Here is a 16,155-nt window from a genome sequence, read left to right as displayed (position 1 = left end):
TGTAGTTTGAGCAAACAAACACTATTTATCATTTTTGAGGTAGAATTAGTTGACAGCTATCAGGGCAATTATTACTATGCGCCCCGCACTTAAGCAAAGCGATTCCCCAGTAGCTCAGTTGGTTAGAGCGGTGGACTGTTAATCCATGTGTCGTTGGTTCAACTCCAACCTGGGGAGCCAATCTGTTTCGCTTTAGTACATATCAAGATTCCCCAATAGCTCAGTTGGTAGAGCGGTGGACTGTTAATCCATGTGTCGTTGGTTCAAGCCCAACTTGGGGAGCCAATCTTGATGACAATAAGTTAGACCTTATATGATTCCCCAATAGCTCAGTTGGTAGAGCGGTGGACTGTTAATCCATGTGTCGTTGGTTCAAGCCCAACTTGGGGAGCCAATCATATAAGCAGATAGTGTTGATAATTCCCCAATAGCTCAGTTGGTAGAGCGGTGGACTGTTAATCCATGTGTCGTTGGTTCAAGCCCAACTTGGGGAGCCACATCAAAACTATCGTAGGTAAATGCTGATAATTCCCCAGTAGCTCAGTTGGTAGAGCGGTGGACTGTTAATCCATGTGTCGTTGGTTCAAGCCCAACCTGGGGAGCCATTATCTAGCTCACTCTTCTGTTAAATATTGTTTATTCTAGCTAGTTGATCTCAATTCACTAACCATCTGATAGATAAGTCTATTGTTTACATGTATTATCATTAAATATTGCTGATTTAATGAACAGGTAGATTATGAAAGGCCTTAGAACATTCTTTGTTGTAAACGCTCTTTTATTTATCGCTTTATGGGGTGGATTAGTCAGTGTTCATGTGCAACTGTTTAAGCAAGATTTAGCACACGAAAATCAACAAATTAATACCCTACTACAGCTGCAATTAAATGATGACGCACAGCTCAAGCAAACTTACTTACAACAGCTGCTTGAGCAGCATAAACTCAGTTTTATTTCAACGCAGTTAGCCATTGATAACAACCTTGCCTTAGTTGGCCCTCCCCAACATTGGTTGGTAGAGCTGGTTGAACCCAATAAAACAAAACTACAAACGATCACCGTCGACAATTACCAGGTTAACTATAAACCGTCTTTCGAATTTGTCAGCGACAACTACCTTAAGCTCTATTTAACCATTGCTGGTATTTGTTTATTTGGTTATGTATTAACCAGCCTTCTATTCTTGCGTTCAATCTCGCGCGTAAAAAGTAAACTCAAAACGCTACTAAATACCGAACGTTATGTCGATGAACAACCCGTATTAGGCTCCGTGGGAGAATTGATTAAAGAACAAAAATTACAACTCACTCAGCAAATCCGCGAACAAAAACATGCGATTGGCCAATTAGAAAAACAAGTTGCATTAGATCCTTTAACTGGCCAGTTAAATCGCCATTCATTTCGCCAGAAAATGCAAAGTCTATTAAAATCTGAACTCAAAGATACGGTACTATTTTTAGTCAGAGCTTCTCAGTTACAAGAAATTAATAAAGTGCGAGGTCATCAAGCCGGAGATAAATATATACAAGAAGTGGCTAATATCATCGATTACAACCGTAAAGAATACCACAACAGCTTATTATACCGTTTGCTTGGCGCTGAATTTGCGTTGATCATTCCAAGACTACCTGCGACTCGAATCAGTCAAGTTGCGCAAAACTTAAGCGCGTCATTTAGTGATTTGAGTCATCGTAAACAAATGCAAAGTGCCGCCTACATCGGTATCACCGAATTTAAAAATGGAGATACTATCGAGCGAATCATCACCCGAGCAGATGCCGCCTTAGAAATCGCCCAAAGTCTTTCTCCAAATGCTTGGGAGCTGGTACTCGAAGATAGCCATACTCTCGAGAGTAGCGAACTACAATGGCATACGACCCTCAGTTCATTATTAACACACCAGCGCTTTCGTATCGCTTCTCAGGCCATTCAATCACTGCATCGTACAATGCCCGCTTATCATGAAGTTTTCATTCGTTTCTTATCTGAAGACCAGCAACAATTGCCTACCGAAACATGTTTAGTTATGGCTGAACGTCTTGGGTTAATTGCAAAACTCGAACAATCGACCCTTGCTTATGTATTGCAAACCATCGCCGAACAGAATGCAGAATATCGCTGGGGGATCAACCTGAGTAAGTTAGTTTTAATCGAACCGAGTTTTTGCACTTGGTTAAGTCAAGAATTGTCAAAATACCCCAACCTGCAATCACGAGTCGTATTTGAACTAGAAGAAGAAGTTCTGAATTTGCACTTAAGCAATGCAAAAAAATTGTTCGAAATATTAAGGAAAAACAGTTGCCATACCGCTATTGCAGACTTTGGTACGGGGATCGGCTCTTTTAAGCTATTTAAAGAATTGAAGCCAAACTATGTAAAAATTAGCAGCGATTTAGTGCAACAACTTGCAAATGACAAATCCAACCAGCAACTGGTCGGTATGCTGGTGGAAGTGTCGCACCGCTTAGGCTGCCAAGTTATCGCTCAAGGCGTTGAGACATTAGAACAAAAACAACTTTTGGAATCGATGTATGTTGATAGCTTGCAAGGCTATTTAATTGCCCGACCCAAGCTCATACATTGAGTCACGCAAGGGGTGTTGATATATAACCTGATTACTACTGCCCCGCCAAACTAACTTAGCATCGGCTAAGCTTTGTTCGAACTTACCATCGATAAGTGTATCAATCATTCGTACGATATCTTGTTGCGCAGGATTAAGCTCGGCTAAGCGATAACCAGTCCATAACCAAATATCTTTGCCAATACATTCAGTTTTAACTCGTAATACTAAACGTTTAATCGCTGCGAGGTTGTTAGGATGCAGTGGATCGCCACCAGTCAAACTTAAACCTTTGCGTTTAATTCGAGGGTCATTTAGATCATCAATAATTTTCTGTTCTAAGGCATCGGTAAATTCATGCCCCGCATCACAACGCCAAGACTTCTGATTATAACAGCCCTTACACTGATGCTCACAACCAGCAACAAACAAGGTACAACGCGTACCCTGTCCATTCACCACGTCGATCGTATGGTAGCTAAGATAATGCATTTACAGATGTTTGACCCGACGTTTCACTTCTTCTTGTTTGCCATAGTTAAACGGACGTGCATCAGGACTACCTAAGTAACCGCAAACCCGACGAATAACCGATACCTTACTAGCTTCACTATTGCCACATGAAGGACATTCAAAGCCTTTGCTGGTACAGTTAAATTCGCCCGTAAAATGACATTCATAACACTCATCAATCGGTGTATTTGTCCCATAATAAGGCACCCGATCATAGCTATAGTCCCAAACGTCTTCTAGGGCTTCTGTATTATGTTGCATATTTGGATATTCACCATAGCAAATAAACCCGCCGCTAGAGATCGCAGGGTAAGGCTGTTCAAAGTCGATCTTATCAAAGGGATTGACCTGTTTCTCTACATCCAAATGGAAACTATTGGTGTAATAACCTTTATCCGTGACTCCTGCTATCACCCCAAACTTCTTCGCATCTAAACGGCAGAAACGGTCACATAAATTCTCACTAGGCGTACTATACAAGCTGAAAGCATACCCACTTTCTTTCTCCCAACGCAGAGTTGCTTGTTTCAGCGCCGTTACGATCCCAAGGGCCTTTTGTCGTAACTGTTTACTATCGTAAACATGTTGGTCATCAGCATATAAAGCATTTACTGTTTCATGTAGACCAATATAACCCAATGAAATAGAAGCTCGACCATTTTCAAATATTTTGGAGACATCGTCTTCGGCGTTTAAGCGAACACCACAAGCTCCTTCCATATATAAAATAGGAGCAACTTTGGCTTTCACCCCTTTTAGACGCTCTATTCGGGTATCAAGACCTTGCTTGGCGATACTTAAACGTTGGTCTAACAACTCATAGAATCGTTGTTCATCCCCTTTTGCTTCGATGGCTATCCGCGGTAAATTTAAACTGACAACACCGAGGTTATTTCGACCATCATGGACTTCTTTACCGCCCTCTTGATAAGGTCCCAAGAAACTGCGACACCCCATTGGGGTTTTAAAAGAACCGGTCACTTCAACGACTTTGTCGTAGTTCAAAATATCAGGGTACATTCGTTTAGATGCACACTCTAAGGCAAGTTGTTTAATATCGTAACTTGGATCTTCAGGCTTATGATTTAAACCATCTTTAATCGCAAAGACCAATTTAGGGAATACCGCGGTTTTGGCATTTTTGCCTAAACCTGCAATACGATTTTGTAAAATTGAGCGCTGAATCAACCGTGCCGCCCAACAGGAGCCTAAACCAAAACCGAAGGTGACAAACGGTGTTTGCCCGTTGGCTGTATGTAAAGTATTCACTTCATACTCTAAAGACTGAAAAGCATCATGACATTCTTTCTCAGTTTGTGCTTTCGCATAAGCCTCTTGATCCGCTATTTCCCATTGTTTAGCAGTAGCTAAATGCTTTTCATGACTTTTGAGAACATAAGGCGCCAGAATCTCATCAATTCGATTGATAGTTGTGCCACCATAAATATGACTCGCAACCTGAGCAATAATCTGCGCTGTCACCGCAGTTGCAGTAGAAATGGACTTTGGCGTCTCAATTTCAGCATTGCCCATTTTAAAACCACCAGTGAGCATGCCTTCAAGGTCAATTAGCATACAATTAAACATCGGAAAAAATGGAGCGTAGTCTAAGTCATGGAAGTGGATCTCACCGCTATCGTGAGCCTTAACAACATCTCGAGGTAACAAATGGGTTTTCGCATAATGCTTTGCAACAATCCCGGCTAAAAGATCACGTTGAGTCGGGATCACTTTGCTATCTTTATTGGCGTTCTCATTAAGCAAGGCGGCATTACTTTGCTCGACCAGTCCTCTGATTTCGTTATTTAAAACGCTACGTTTGTCGCGGGCAACATCTCGATCATGACGATACTCAATATAGGCGCGAGCCAAAGTCTTATTGTCATTTTCCATCAGGCAATTTTCAACTGACGCTTGAATGTCGTTGATATCAACTTCTGCCAGATTGATAAATTGTTCGGTCACCTGCTGCGCTATTTGTAATGCGACAAGATTATCTTTTACGCCTAAAGCCTCTGCGGCTTTCAATACGGCGTCAACAATCCGTTTAGCGTCGTAAGGTACACGGCTTCCGTCTCGCTTGATCACGACTGTTTTCACGATTTACGCTCCAATTTTACTCACTCATTCATTAGAAAATTGCGGAACCCGCGCTACCAAAGGCTTAGCTGTCGATATTGTATAAAAAAGCATCTGGATGATCGGATAACCATATATTGTGGTTGAGAATTGTAGTTCCCACTAGATATGGTAGTCGAGAAGTTTAAACGTTAAAGCAAAATCAAATGATCAAGATCAAGCTAAGCTAAAAAAGCTTATCTGTTTGCCTAAAAATGCTCCACAAATCACGGCAAAATTTATGGCCTTTTTCCACAGTGATCTCACGGTTGTTATAAAGACCACAAACGGGGATAATACGCTTTTGTTTGGCTGCATCTTATATAAATGACTGAATATCTGTTGTTATTGATTAGTACCGTACTGGTTAACAACTTTGTACTGGTTAAGTTCTTGGGCCTGTGTCCCTTCATGGGGGTTTCTAGCAAAGTAGAAACCGCTATAGGAATGGCATTAGCCACTACATTTGTATTGACTCTGGCTTCTATGTGCTCGTATCTGGTCGAACAGTATATTTTGGCACCACTAGATATCACCTATTTGCGTACCATGAGTTTTATCCTTGTGATCGCAGTTGTGGTTCAATTTACGGAAATGTTTGTCCAAAAAGCTAGCCCCGCATTGCACCGCGTATTGGGGATCTATTTACCCTTAATTACCACCAACTGTGCGGTGTTGGGCGTGGCGCTATTAAATATAAATGAGCAGCATGATCTATTTGAGTCCATCATTTATGGTTTTGGGGCTGCGGTCGGTTTCTCATTAGTACTGATACTATTTTCTGCCATGCGCGAACGTTTAGTCGTTGCCGATATTCCCCTCCCTTTTAAAGGGGCTGCGATCGCGATGATCACCGCTGGACTCATGTCTTTAGCCTTCGTCGGTTTTGCCGGCCTAATTAAGTAACCACAGCATGTTAGTAGCCTTAATTACCATTACTCTATTGGCCTTAGTATTTGGCGCCATTCTTGGTTATGCCGCAATTAAATATAAGGTGGAAGGCAATCCAATTGCGGATCAAGTCGAAAGCTTATTGCCGCAAACGCAGTGTGGCCAGTGTGGTCACCCTGGATGTCGTCCCTACGCCGAAGCCATCGCCAATGGTGAGCCCATCAATAAGTGCCCTCCCGGCGGGGACGAAACTATCGCTAAAATCGCAGATTTACTCGGTGTGGAAGCAATTCCTTTAGATGCAGCAGCAGTGAAAGAAGACGACCGTAAAAAAGTCGCCTTTATTGTTGAAGATGCTTGTATCGGTTGCACCAAGTGCATTCAAGCTTGTCCAGTAGACGCGATTATGGGTTCCAATAAACACATGCACACGGTGATCGCAAAAGAATGTACCGGTTGCGAGTTGTGCGTTGCCCCCTGCCCAACTGATTGTATCGAAATGCGTCCAATTGAGACAACCACCAAAAATTGGGATTGGAAATTAAACCAAATTGACGTCTCAATCATTGAGGAACTGAAATAGATGGTGGCTTGGCTAGAAAAAATAAAACAAGGCTTTACCTGGAACTACCAAGGTGGGGTTCATCCTGAAACCAATAAACAGCTGATTAATTGCGAAAAACCAGAGTGGCTGGCGAACCCTGAGTATCTCACCATTCCTGTACAACAACACATTGGCAGCGCTGCCAAATTATTAGTTGTCGTCGGCCAAAAAGTACTCCGTGGACAAGCATTAAATGAGTCGCAGTTTTATCAAGCGCCTCCGGTGCATGCCTCATGCTCCGGTACCATTGTTGCGATAGAACCTCGTGTCACAGCGCACGCCTCTGCTATTCCAGAGTTAGCGATCGTGATTAAGGTCGATGAACAACAACGAGATGCGGTTTGGCCTGCCCCCCTTAGCCAAAATCAACAAACCCCAGAACTTATTTGCCAGCGAGTCCATCAATCTGGGATCGCCGGTATGGGTGGAGCTGGATTCCCCACGGCTCTAAAAATAAGCCCACATAAGCCCTTAGATATACTCATTATTAACGGCGCCGAATGTGAGCCTTATATTACGGCTGATGACTGTTTAATGCGCAATTACCCAGCCGAAGTCATTAAAGGGGTACAAATATTACAAACAGCGCTGCAGCCGAAGTTAACAATTATTGCCATTGAAAATGATAAACCGGAAGCAATTGAAGCCTTAAGCAAGCACACCAATGATTCGATTATCATCCGTAGCATTCCCACCAAGTATCCTTCTGGCGGGGAAAAACAACTGATCGAAATTTTAACCGGACAACAAGTCACTGCCAGTCAATTACCTATCGATTTAGGAATGTTGGTGCAGAATGTTGGAACTGCCTATGCGGTTCATCGTGCAGTTGATATCGGTGAACCATTGATCTCTCGAATCGTAACTATCGCCGGAGATTTGGTTGAACAGCCAGCTAACTACTGGCTACCCCTCGGGACCAGCGTCGCACATATATTGAGTGAAAAACTGCAAGTCGCCAACAATACTCCGACAATTATGGGCGGTTCGATGATGGGGTTCATGCTGCCCAATAATCAGGCTCCTATCGTAAAAACCAGTAACTGTTTAATTGTCAACCACCCACAAGCTGCCACGACAGAATCCCCTTGTATTCGCTGCGGTGAATGTGCTCAAGCTTGTCCTATGGGATTATTACCGCAACAACTTTACTGGTTTAGCCAAGCGGATGAGCTCAACAAAGCCCGCAGCTACAACATGATGGATTGTATCGAATGTGGTGCCTGTGCCTTTGTTTGTCCCAGTCAAATATCGCTAGTGCAGCACTACCGCACTGCCAAAGCTAAAATTAGAGCCGAAGATCTAGCGAAACAAGAAGCTGATATTGCCAAACAACGTTTTGAAGCCCGCCTCGCGCGTTTAGAAAAAGATAAATTAGAGCGAAAAGCCAAACATCAACAAGCTGCGCTCCGTAGACAAGAGCAAACCAATGCCAACTCTTCGGCCAACAAGCCTGATCCTGTTGCTGCGGCCTTGGCACGGGTAAAACAATCGAAATCTCAAGCTCCGGCAGCGATACAAACGACCAGCGGAGAATGGATCCCCGATAATCAACAAGCAATCGCCGAACGCGAAGCTCGTAAACAACAGCGCCGTTTGGCTAAAGAGCAAGGACTCAAGGCCTCTAGTGATTCAAACGAGACTCAAGCTGAAAGTCACAGTGACAAAGCCAAATCAAGCAACCCAGCGGTGGCCGCAGCAATTGCCCGCGCCAAGGCTAAAAAGCTAGCCGCAACCGACACGGCGCAAACAGAGACCCCAGTCGCAGACGATGCCAAGGTAGCTGTCAAAGCCAAATCAAGCAACCCAGCGGTGGCCGCAGCAATTGCCCGCGCCAAGGCTAAAAAGCTAGCCGCAACCGACACGGCGCAAACAGAGACCCCAGTCGCAGACGATGCCAAGGTAGCTGTCAAAGCCAAATCGACTAATCCCGCGGTGGCCGCAGCAATTGCTCGCGCCAAGGCTAAAAAGCTAGCCGCAACCGACACGGCGCAAACAGAGATGTCAGTTGCAAACGACACCAAGGTAGCTGTCAAAGCCAAATCGACTAATCCAGCGGTGGCTGCAGCAATTGCCCGCGCCAAGGCTAAAAAGCTAGCCGCAACCGATACGGCGCAAACAGAAATGCCAGTCGCAGACGATGCCAAGGTAGCTGCCACCACTAAGTCGACGAATCCTGCGGTGGCCGCTGCAGTTGCTCGCGCCAAGGCTAAAAAGCTAGCGGCAACTGACGCAGCACAAACAGAGACGTCAGTCGCAAACGACACCAAGGTAGCTGTCAAAGCCAAATCGACTAATCCAGCGGTGGCTGCAGCAATTGCCCGCGCCAAGGCTAAAAAGCTAGCCGCAACCGATACGGCGCAAACAGAAATGCCAGTCGCAGACGATGCCAAGGTAACTGCCACCACTAAGTCGACGAATCCTGCGGTGGCCGCTGCAGTTGCTCGCGCCAAGGCTAAAGCGAAGAAACGTGCAGAGCAAACCAAACCACAAGAGACCAAGCCAAATGACCAGTAATACCCTGCAAAGCTCGCCGTTTGTACACAAGCCTGTAAAAACCAAGACTTTGATGTTTTGGGTTATTTTATGTCTTGTTCCCGGTTTCTTGGTACAAACTTACCAATTTGGGATCGGCACATTAGTGCAAGTGCTGTTAGCAAGTAGCATCGCGATAGCAAGTGAGACATTAATACTGTTACTACGTCGACGTCCCCTATGGCCAACGTTAAGTGACAACAGCGCATTAGTCACCGGAATATTACTCGGTTTAGCCCTACCCGCTTATGCGCCTTGGTGGATGACTCTAATAGGCTCTTGCTTTGCCATTATCGTGGTCAAACACTTATATGGCGGCTTAGGTCATAACATTTTTAATCCAGCCATGGCGGCTTATGTATTGTTGCTGGTCTCTTTTCCAGTCAGCATGACCAGTTGGATGCCACCCCAGGCCTTATTACACGAATCATTTAACAGTGTTGACGGTTTGGGCTTAATTTTTAATGGTTTCACTGTCGACGGCTTTAGCTTAAAACAAATTGCCAGCATCGATGGACATACCATTGCCACTCCACTCGATGAAATGAAAACCCAGCTCAAGCTTGGCTTCACCTCATCAGAGATCGCAAGTAAAGCAATCTATGGCGCCTTAGCTGGTGTTGGTTGGCAGTGGATAAACCTCGCTTACTTACTCGGAGGTGTAGCGCTACTTTACTTGAAAGTTATTCGCTGGCATATTCCCTTGGCTTTCTTATCAGTATTATTGTTACTAAGTTTAATCTCTAACGCAATTAACCCAGATCATACGACGCCAATCTTGCTACAGCTCTTTTCTGGCGCAACAATGCTTGGCGCGTTCTTCATTTTGACGGATCCGGTCAGTGCTTCCACAACCAACCGAGGCCGGATTATTTATGGTGCTTTAGTCGCCTTATTCGTCTTTCTGATCCGAAATTACGGCGGCTATCCTGATGCCGTAGCCTTTGCGGTTTTACTGAGTAACATGGCGGTGCCAATGATTGACCATTTTACCAAACCAAAAGTTTACGGATACGGCGAAGGAAACAAACATGAGCACTAAGAGCCAATCCATCCGCAGCAATGCCATTATGTTGGCCACTTTTGCCTTCTGCTGCACCTTGCTAGTCGTCGTGGTGAACTACTTTACTGCACCACAAATCGAGCACCAGATTGAACAGCAACGTAGAAAATCGATGAATGAAGTTCTCCCCACTCAATTAACGAGTATTGCCTATCAGCAGCAATGTTATATCGACACTAATTTAGGGTACTTAGGGAGTGATAAGGCGCAAACCATTCGTGTGATCTCTAACAAAGGCCAAGTTCAAGCCTATGTATACCCAATTACTGCACCTGATGGTTATGGCGGTGCAATTTCCTTGTTAGTTGGGGTTGAGGCAAACGGTAAGATAAGTGGGGTACGAGTTGTCCAACATAATGAAACTCCAGGCTTAGGTGACAAGATAGAAACCCGTAAATCGGATTGGATTTATCAATTTAATCAACAGTTCTTGTTAGATGAAAATGATAGTCGTTGGGCAGTTAAAAATGATGGAGGTCAATTCGACGCTTTTACCGGAGCAACCATAACGCCTAGAGCTGTAGTTAAGGCGGTTAAGAAAGCTTTGATTTATCATGCCAAAAATCATCAAACCATCGGCATCTCTGCTGTTGATTGTTAACCCGAAGGAAAAGCGATGAGTGATTACAAACAAATAGCTTGGCAAGGGCTATGGAAAAACAATCCCGGTTTAGTTCAATTACTGGGCCTATGTCCCCTGCTCGCGGTGACGTCTACGATCAGTAACGCTTTAGGTTTAGGTTTTGCCACCATGTTGGTACTTATCGCCTCAAACACGACCGTGTCATTGATCCGGAAATGGGTCGCCAAAGAAATTCGCATTCCCGTATTTGTGATGGTTATTGCCTCTTTTGTAACATGCGTTCAGTTATTAATGAATGCCTACAGCTATGGCTTGTACCAAAATCTGGGGATCTTTATTCCTTTAATTGTGACTAACTGCATTATTATCGGCCGTGCCGAAGCATTTGCGGCTCGCAACCCTGTCCCCGCCGCAGCCTTCGATGGTTTAATGATGGGTTTAGGTTTTGCGTTAGTATTAACTCTGGTTGGGGCCATTCGTGAACTATTAGGCAATGGCAGTTTGTTTGAAGGTATCGAGCTGTTACTGGGTGACTGGGCATCGGTTTTACATGTACAAGTCATCAATTTTAACGAACATTTTCTAGTTGCGATCCTTCCGCCGGGCGCTTTCTTAGTCATGGGGTTTATTATCGCCTTGAAGAATATCATCGATCATCGAGTAAAAACCAAACAACAAGCCACTGACTTAGTCATGGAAGATCTTCAACACAATGAATAACAGTAAACGACGAGAAATCTTAACGCGACTACGTAACGATAACCCGCATCCCACAACGGAGCTTAATTTTTCAAGCCCTTTTGAGCTGCTAACCGCGGTATTACTATCGGCACAAGCAACCGATGTGTCAGTAAATAAGGCAACGGCTAAGCTATTCCCAGTGGCCAATACGCCAAAAGCTATTTTAGAACTCGGCTTAGACACGCTGAAAAGCTACATTAAGACCATTGGTTTATATAACTCTAAAGCTGAAAACCTACTGAAGACCTGTAAGATCTTAATCGATCAGCATCAGGGAAAGGTGCCTGAAAATCGAGAATTCTTAGAAGCGCTGCCCGGTGTGGGGCGGAAAACGGCGAATGTTGTGCTCAATACGGCTTTTGGCTGGCCAACCATAGCTGTCGACACTCACATTTATCGCGTTTCAAACCGTACAAAATTTGCCATGGGCAAAAATGTTGAGCAAGTCGAACAAAAATTACTTAAAGTTGTACCCAAAGAATTTAAAGTTGATGTGCATCATTGGCTCATTCTGCATGGCCGCTATACCTGTGTTGCGCGAAAGCCGCGTTGCGGCTCCTGCATGATTGAAGATTTATGTGAGTTTGCCGACAAGACCGAGCTGTAGCATCCCTTAAGGAGCTGCTCGCTGATATTAGTGGGCAGCACGGTGACCACTCCCCCGTTTGCGATAAGCTCAATTGGACAGCCAATATGCATATCGCCTAATCCGGCCCTTTAGCCTGTACTTACCCGGACCACACTTGCCTAAATATCAAGTCACCTAACTCATATTTTAAAAGCGGCACTCGCTCTGAATCCCGAGTTCGAAAAATCTCACGCAACTTTATCTAACAATCTGTAACTTACAATACCTACATTAATCCATCATTTCTTAAGCGTTTCTTAAGTTTCCCCCCTTATCTTTAAATAAATGATGAAGATGAGGTTAGCGAATGAATCAAGACTTTCAACGAGACTCGGTAAGTTTGGAATTTATCACGGCTGCCCACCCACTCTGGCAGCAAGTTATTCAGTATATAACCACTCGATACCAACAAGCTTTTGATGCCAAACTAGACTCGTTCATGCCCACTTATATGGCTCTGACCGAAAACGGTCAAATCAAATCTTTATGCGGTTATCGCCTCGCCAATCATGAGCCTTTATTTTTGGAACAATACTTAGATCAAACAGCAGAGCTGTTGCTCTCAAAAGCGTTCAATCAAAGCATCAAGCGAAACCAATTAATTGAGTTCGGCCAGCTCGCATCTTTTACCAAAGGCGCTTCTCCCTTACATTTTTTATTGATGGCTGAAGCCTTAGTTGAGCGTGGGTTTGCTTGGTGCATATTCACCGCAACAGATCCCTTATACGCCCTAATGAAGCGCCTTGGTCTTGTCCCTACGCTGATTGCTGAAGCGGATCCACAACGAGTCCCAAGAGCAAAACAACGTTGGGGGAGTTATTACCAACATCAACCACGGATCTTCGCAGGTAATCTGCAAGTGGGATTAAACCACCTAACTAGTCGCGTGGGTATAACAAATATGCAACAGATAGGTCTCTAAATGAACAGCATTTTACAAGCAATTAGCCGCCACGCTAATGATCACCCTGATCAACTTGCTTTTATCGGTCACGATGTTAAAGGTCAAGCAAGTAGCTTAACTTATCGCCAACTAAAACAACAAGTTGATGCCGCAGCCTTAAGTATCGTCTCGCTAAATGTGAATGCCATCGCCTTGAAAGCAGAAAACTGCTTAGACTGGGTGATCGCCGACTTAGCAGCGATGCAGGCTCGGGTGGTAATCATCCCCATTCCGACCTTCTTTGCAGCACAACAAGTCGAACATAGTCTTGAGCAATCAGCTGCTGACTTATTAATTGGCGATTGGCCTGAATACGCTCAACTAGACTTACAAATTGCAGGTTTAGCCGCCTATCGACGACCAGTGACACAAGCGGTGCTTCCCTTAAAACAGACTTGCAAAATTACCTTTACCTCTGGCTCGACCGGGAACCCAAAGGGGGTTTGCCTTAGCGAGCAAAACTTACAACGAGTCAGCGAAGTTTTAGCCGACAAAATTCGAGATCAAAGCGAGCAACATTTAGTGTTACTCCCTTTATCAACCTTACTAGAAAATATTACTGGGGTTTATGTTCCGCTATTACTCGGTGTTACGGCGAAGATCTATCATGGCCAGAGCCTCGGTTTACATGGTTCCAGTCGATTTGAAGCTAACGTTTTTGCCAGCGCCCTAATACGCGAGAAACCCAATAGCTTGGTGCTGACACCCGCATTATTAATGGCGCTTATCCAACTGGTTCAACAGCAAGCTCAGTTGGCAGAATCGTTACGCTTTGTTGCTGTTGGCGGGGCTCGCGTTGCGCCAGAGCTTATCCAGCTCGCTCATCAACTTTCGATCCCAGCCTATGAGGGCTATGGTCTTTCTGAATGCGGCTCAGTGGTATGTATTAACACCGAGAAATCGTATAAACCTGGGAGCTGCGGCCAAGTATTAGAGCATGTAGAAGTCAAGCTAGCCGATGACGGTGAATTGCTGGTAAAAGGTAATATTGCACTTGGTTACTTAGGTATGGCTTTCACCGCCCCTTGGCTCGCAACCGGAGATTTAGCCACCATAGATGATCAGGGATTTGTCACATTACTGGGCCGTAAGAAAAACCAGCTTATTACTAGTTTTGGTCGCAATATTTCTCCAGAGTGGATTGAATCTGAAGCGCAGAGTCATTTTGCTGGTCGCCCATTCATCATAACCGGAGATGCCCAAGCTTTTCTAACTGCGGTCACTGAGAGCCAAGCAAACATCAACCAACGTATACAAGTACTCAACCAAAAGCTCCCCGATTACGCGCAAATCAAGCGAGTGATAGCGATTCCATCACTTTATTCTCATCAAGAATGGTTCACCGCTAACGGTCGACCCAAACGAATGGTGCTTGAACAATGGGTACAGGAAGTCTTGGATACGCCAAGTGACGCACTCGACCATATTCAAATAACCGAAATCAACTAAGCAAATTTGCAGGAGAGTCCAATGAGTCTTTTTTTTGAAACCTTACAACAACAAACCCGAGCTGCTCAACAACAAATGTTACAAGCGCCAGTGTTCGCTGCTTGTAGTCGCGGGGAAATTAATCGCGAAATGTACCTCGCCTTTCTCACTCAAGCCTATCACCATGTGAAACATACCGTGCCCTTACTCATGGCCTGCGGTGGCCGACTATCAGCGGACTACGAGTGGGTACGAGAAGCAATCGCAGAATATATTACCGAAGAACAAGGTCATCATGAGTGGATCTTGAATGATATCGAAGCTTGTCATGGCAACGCCCAACTAGTTCGAGACAATCAAGCCCAAGGTAAAGTGAGCCCAGCTATCGAGCTGATGGTTGCCTACCTGTATCACCAGATTGATCGTCATAATCCTTTGGCTTTATTTGGCATGGTTTGGGTATTGGAAGGCACTAGCGTGGGAGTTGGCGCTCAGATAGCAAAGCTAGTGAAGAGCACGCTTGACCTTCCCGATGAAGCTCTTAGTTACTTGCTTTCGCATAGTGAGTTAGACCAACAGCACATTTTATTTTTTGAAGAGTTAATGAATCAAATCACAGATCAGGATGATCAAAAGGTCATTATTGATTCGGCCAATATGGTGTTTTCACTCTACGGGCAGATGTTAAGAGAGCTCAATATTAGTGCTGCCGAGCAGGCAGCATAAGGATAAGAAATGCTTATTCAAGACAAAACAGTGTTACTAACAGGCGCATCTGGCGGGATTGGAAAAGCCATCGCAAAGCAACTTAGTGAGCAAGGTGCACGGTTATTGTTAGTGGCAAGAAATCAGCAAAAGCTAGAAGTGCTGCGCCAATCCCTTAGCGCCCCTGAACGACACCAGAGTTTAAGTATTGACTTACTGTCCTCTCACGACATCAAACGGCTCAAATCTGTGGCGCTTGACTACCAACAACAGGGGCAAACGATTAGTGTTGTGATCAACAATGCTGGTAGCAATCAATTTCGCTTTCTCAGGCAACGAAGCACTGAGTCACTACAACAAGAAATGCAGCTAAATTTAATGGCCCCAATCATACTAAGTCAGGCAGCTTTGGATTGGATTAGCCGCCCAGGGATCATTCTTAACATTGGTTCCACTTTTGGCTCGATCGGCTATCCAGGCTACGCAAGCTATTGCGCCGCAAAAGCGGGCGTACATCGTTTTAGTGAAGCCATGGATAGAGAGCTGGATGGTACCGGAATCAGAATGCTTTACCTTGCGCCGCGCGCCACCGACACCGAACTCAATAGCGATGCAGTTTGTCAACTCAACCAACAATTAGGCAACCATAGCGACTTACCGCAAATTGTTGCACAGCATGTGCTGAATATACTCCAGCATGAACACCGTGCGAAATGGATCGGTTGGCCAGAAAAGCTATTTGCTCGAGTGAATCAAATATTCCCGTCGCTGGTCGCAAACTCGATTCGTAAACAACAGGCGACAATCCACCAATTCATTAATCACAACAGCCAATAAACA

Annotated in this window: 14 protein-coding genes and 5 tRNA genes; 17 read left to right on the top strand and 2 right to left on the bottom strand. The window is 44.7% G+C overall.

What is annotated here, in order from left to right; genetic code table 11:
- The first annotated feature begins 103 nt into the window (after positions 1 to 103).
- The 6 genes from ACRRSW_RS11325 (at position 104) to ACRRSW_RS11300 (ending at position 2,584) form a co-directional block, all read left to right on the top strand.
- Positions 104 to 180 (top strand) — tRNA-Asn (locus tag ACRRSW_RS11325).
- Between the two features lie 29 nt (positions 181 to 209).
- Positions 210 to 285 (top strand) — tRNA-Asn (locus tag ACRRSW_RS11320).
- 33 nt (positions 286 to 318) lie between these two features.
- Positions 319 to 394 (top strand) — tRNA-Asn (locus tag ACRRSW_RS11315).
- Between the two features lie 27 nt (positions 395 to 421).
- Positions 422 to 497: transfer RNA gene (locus tag ACRRSW_RS11310), tRNA-Asn, on the top strand.
- 32 nt (positions 498 to 529) lie between these two features.
- A tRNA-Asn gene (locus ACRRSW_RS11305) sits at positions 530 to 605 on the top strand.
- A gap of 134 nt (positions 606 to 739) precedes the next feature.
- On the top strand, positions 740 to 2,584 hold the full coding sequence (locus ACRRSW_RS11300; RefSeq protein WP_432453126.1) for an EAL domain-containing protein: 1,845 nt from the start codon (positions 740 to 742) through the stop codon (positions 2,582 to 2,584).
- Here the strand turns inward: ACRRSW_RS11300 and nrdG are convergent.
- Together nrdG and nrdD are read right to left on the bottom strand one after the other, a co-directional pair.
- Positions 2,555 to 3,055, bottom strand: a complete 501-nt coding sequence (gene nrdG / locus ACRRSW_RS11295) for an anaerobic ribonucleoside-triphosphate reductase-activating protein (RefSeq protein WP_432453128.1) — start codon at positions 3,053 to 3,055, stop codon at positions 2,555 to 2,557. The two genes, ACRRSW_RS11300 and nrdG, sit on opposite strands and share 30 nt — an antisense overlap.
- Positions 3,056 to 5,176 (bottom strand): anaerobic ribonucleoside-triphosphate reductase, encoded by a 2,121-nt coding sequence (nrdD, locus tag ACRRSW_RS11290; RefSeq protein ID WP_432453129.1) that lies wholly within the window; start codon positions 5,174 to 5,176, stop codon positions 3,056 to 3,058.
- A 345-nt stretch (positions 5,177 to 5,521) separates the two neighbouring features.
- Between nrdD and rsxA the strand changes: the two genes are divergently transcribed.
- From rsxA to ACRRSW_RS11235, 11 genes are all read left to right on the top strand, one after another.
- Positions 5,522 to 6,100 (top strand): electron transport complex subunit RsxA, encoded by a 579-nt coding sequence (gene rsxA / locus ACRRSW_RS11285; protein WP_432453130.1) that lies wholly within the window; start codon positions 5,522 to 5,524, stop codon positions 6,098 to 6,100.
- Between the two features lie 7 nt (positions 6,101 to 6,107).
- The gene (gene rsxB, locus ACRRSW_RS11280; RefSeq protein ID WP_432459387.1) at positions 6,108 to 6,668 is read left to right on the top strand and encodes an electron transport complex subunit RsxB; all 561 of its coding nucleotides are present in this window, start codon (positions 6,108 to 6,110) and stop codon (positions 6,666 to 6,668) included.
- Positions 6,669 to 9,206 (top strand): electron transport complex subunit RsxC, encoded by a 2,538-nt coding sequence (rsxC, locus tag ACRRSW_RS11275; RefSeq protein WP_432459386.1) that lies wholly within the window; start codon positions 6,669 to 6,671, stop codon positions 9,204 to 9,206.
- Positions 9,196 to 10,266 carry an electron transport complex subunit RsxD gene (rsxD, locus tag ACRRSW_RS11270; protein ID WP_432459385.1) on the top strand — a complete coding sequence of 357 codons (1,071 nt, stop codon included), beginning with the start codon at positions 9,196 to 9,198 and terminating at the stop codon, positions 10,264 to 10,266. The genes rsxC and rsxD overlap by 11 nt, the downstream gene beginning before the upstream one ends.
- On the top strand, positions 10,256 to 10,888 hold the full coding sequence (gene rsxG, locus ACRRSW_RS11265; RefSeq protein WP_432459384.1) for an electron transport complex subunit RsxG: 633 nt from the start codon (positions 10,256 to 10,258) through the stop codon (positions 10,886 to 10,888). Before rsxD ends, rsxG begins: the two co-directional genes overlap by 11 nt.
- Positions 10,889 to 10,903: 15 nt before the next feature.
- On the top strand, positions 10,904 to 11,590 hold the full coding sequence (locus ACRRSW_RS11260) for an electron transport complex subunit E (protein ID WP_432453135.1): 687 nt from the start codon (positions 10,904 to 10,906) through the stop codon (positions 11,588 to 11,590).
- Complete coding sequence (gene nth / locus ACRRSW_RS11255; protein ID WP_432453136.1) at positions 11,583 to 12,218, top strand: endonuclease III; 636 nt, start codon at positions 11,583 to 11,585, stop codon at positions 12,216 to 12,218. Before ACRRSW_RS11260 ends, nth begins: the two co-directional genes overlap by 8 nt.
- Positions 12,219 to 12,546: 328 nt before the next feature.
- Entirely contained in the window at positions 12,547 to 13,161 is a 615-nt protein-coding gene (locus ACRRSW_RS11250; protein WP_432459383.1) for a thermostable hemolysin, read from the top strand.
- Positions 13,162 to 14,631: an AMP-binding protein gene (locus ACRRSW_RS11245; RefSeq protein WP_432459381.1), complete on the top strand. Its 1,470-nt coding sequence runs from the start codon at positions 13,162 to 13,164 to the stop codon at positions 14,629 to 14,631.
- A gap of 21 nt (positions 14,632 to 14,652) precedes the next feature.
- The gene (locus ACRRSW_RS11240; RefSeq protein WP_432459380.1) at positions 14,653 to 15,336 is read left to right on the top strand and encodes a TenA family transcriptional regulator; all 684 of its coding nucleotides are present in this window, start codon (positions 14,653 to 14,655) and stop codon (positions 15,334 to 15,336) included.
- A gap of 9 nt (positions 15,337 to 15,345) precedes the next feature.
- Positions 15,346 to 16,152 (top strand): SDR family oxidoreductase, encoded by an 807-nt coding sequence (locus ACRRSW_RS11235; RefSeq protein ID WP_432459379.1) that lies wholly within the window; start codon positions 15,346 to 15,348, stop codon positions 16,150 to 16,152.
- Positions 16,153 to 16,155: the final 3 nt, after the last annotated feature.

It is taken from the genome of Agarivorans sp. QJM3NY_25, assembly GCF_050870875.2.
GTDB lineage: Bacteria > Pseudomonadota > Gammaproteobacteria > Enterobacterales > Celerinatantimonadaceae > Agarivorans.
This window is presented reverse-complemented; position numbering and strand designations above follow the sequence as displayed.

Bases quoted from the DNA above. Each gene is read 5' to 3' on its own strand.
- ACRRSW_RS11300 (WP_432453126.1), top strand. From the start codon at position 740: ATGAAAGGCCTTAGAACATTCTTTGTTGTAAACGCTCTTTTATTTATC.
- nrdG (WP_432453128.1), bottom strand. From the start codon at position 3,055: ATGCATTATCTTAGCTACCATACGATCGACGTGGTGAATGGACAGGGT.
- rsxA (WP_432453130.1), top strand. From the start codon at position 5,522: ATGACTGAATATCTGTTGTTATTGATTAGTACCGTACTGGTTAACAAC.
- rsxB (WP_432459387.1), top strand. From the start codon at position 6,108: ATGTTAGTAGCCTTAATTACCATTACTCTATTGGCCTTAGTATTTGGC.
- rsxC (WP_432459386.1), top strand. From the start codon at position 6,669: ATGGTGGCTTGGCTAGAAAAAATAAAACAAGGCTTTACCTGGAACTAC.
- rsxD (WP_432459385.1), top strand. From the start codon at position 9,196: ATGACCAGTAATACCCTGCAAAGCTCGCCGTTTGTACACAAGCCTGTA.
- rsxG (WP_432459384.1), top strand. From the start codon at position 10,256: ATGAGCACTAAGAGCCAATCCATCCGCAGCAATGCCATTATGTTGGCC.
- ACRRSW_RS11260 (WP_432453135.1), top strand. From the start codon at position 10,904: ATGAGTGATTACAAACAAATAGCTTGGCAAGGGCTATGGAAAAACAAT.
- nth (WP_432453136.1), top strand. From the start codon at position 11,583: ATGAATAACAGTAAACGACGAGAAATCTTAACGCGACTACGTAACGAT.
- ACRRSW_RS11250 (WP_432459383.1), top strand. From the start codon at position 12,547: ATGAATCAAGACTTTCAACGAGACTCGGTAAGTTTGGAATTTATCACG.
- ACRRSW_RS11245 (WP_432459381.1), top strand. From the start codon at position 13,162: ATGAACAGCATTTTACAAGCAATTAGCCGCCACGCTAATGATCACCCT.
- ACRRSW_RS11240 (WP_432459380.1), top strand. From the start codon at position 14,653: ATGAGTCTTTTTTTTGAAACCTTACAACAACAAACCCGAGCTGCTCAA.
- ACRRSW_RS11235 (WP_432459379.1), top strand. From the start codon at position 15,346: ATGCTTATTCAAGACAAAACAGTGTTACTAACAGGCGCATCTGGCGGG.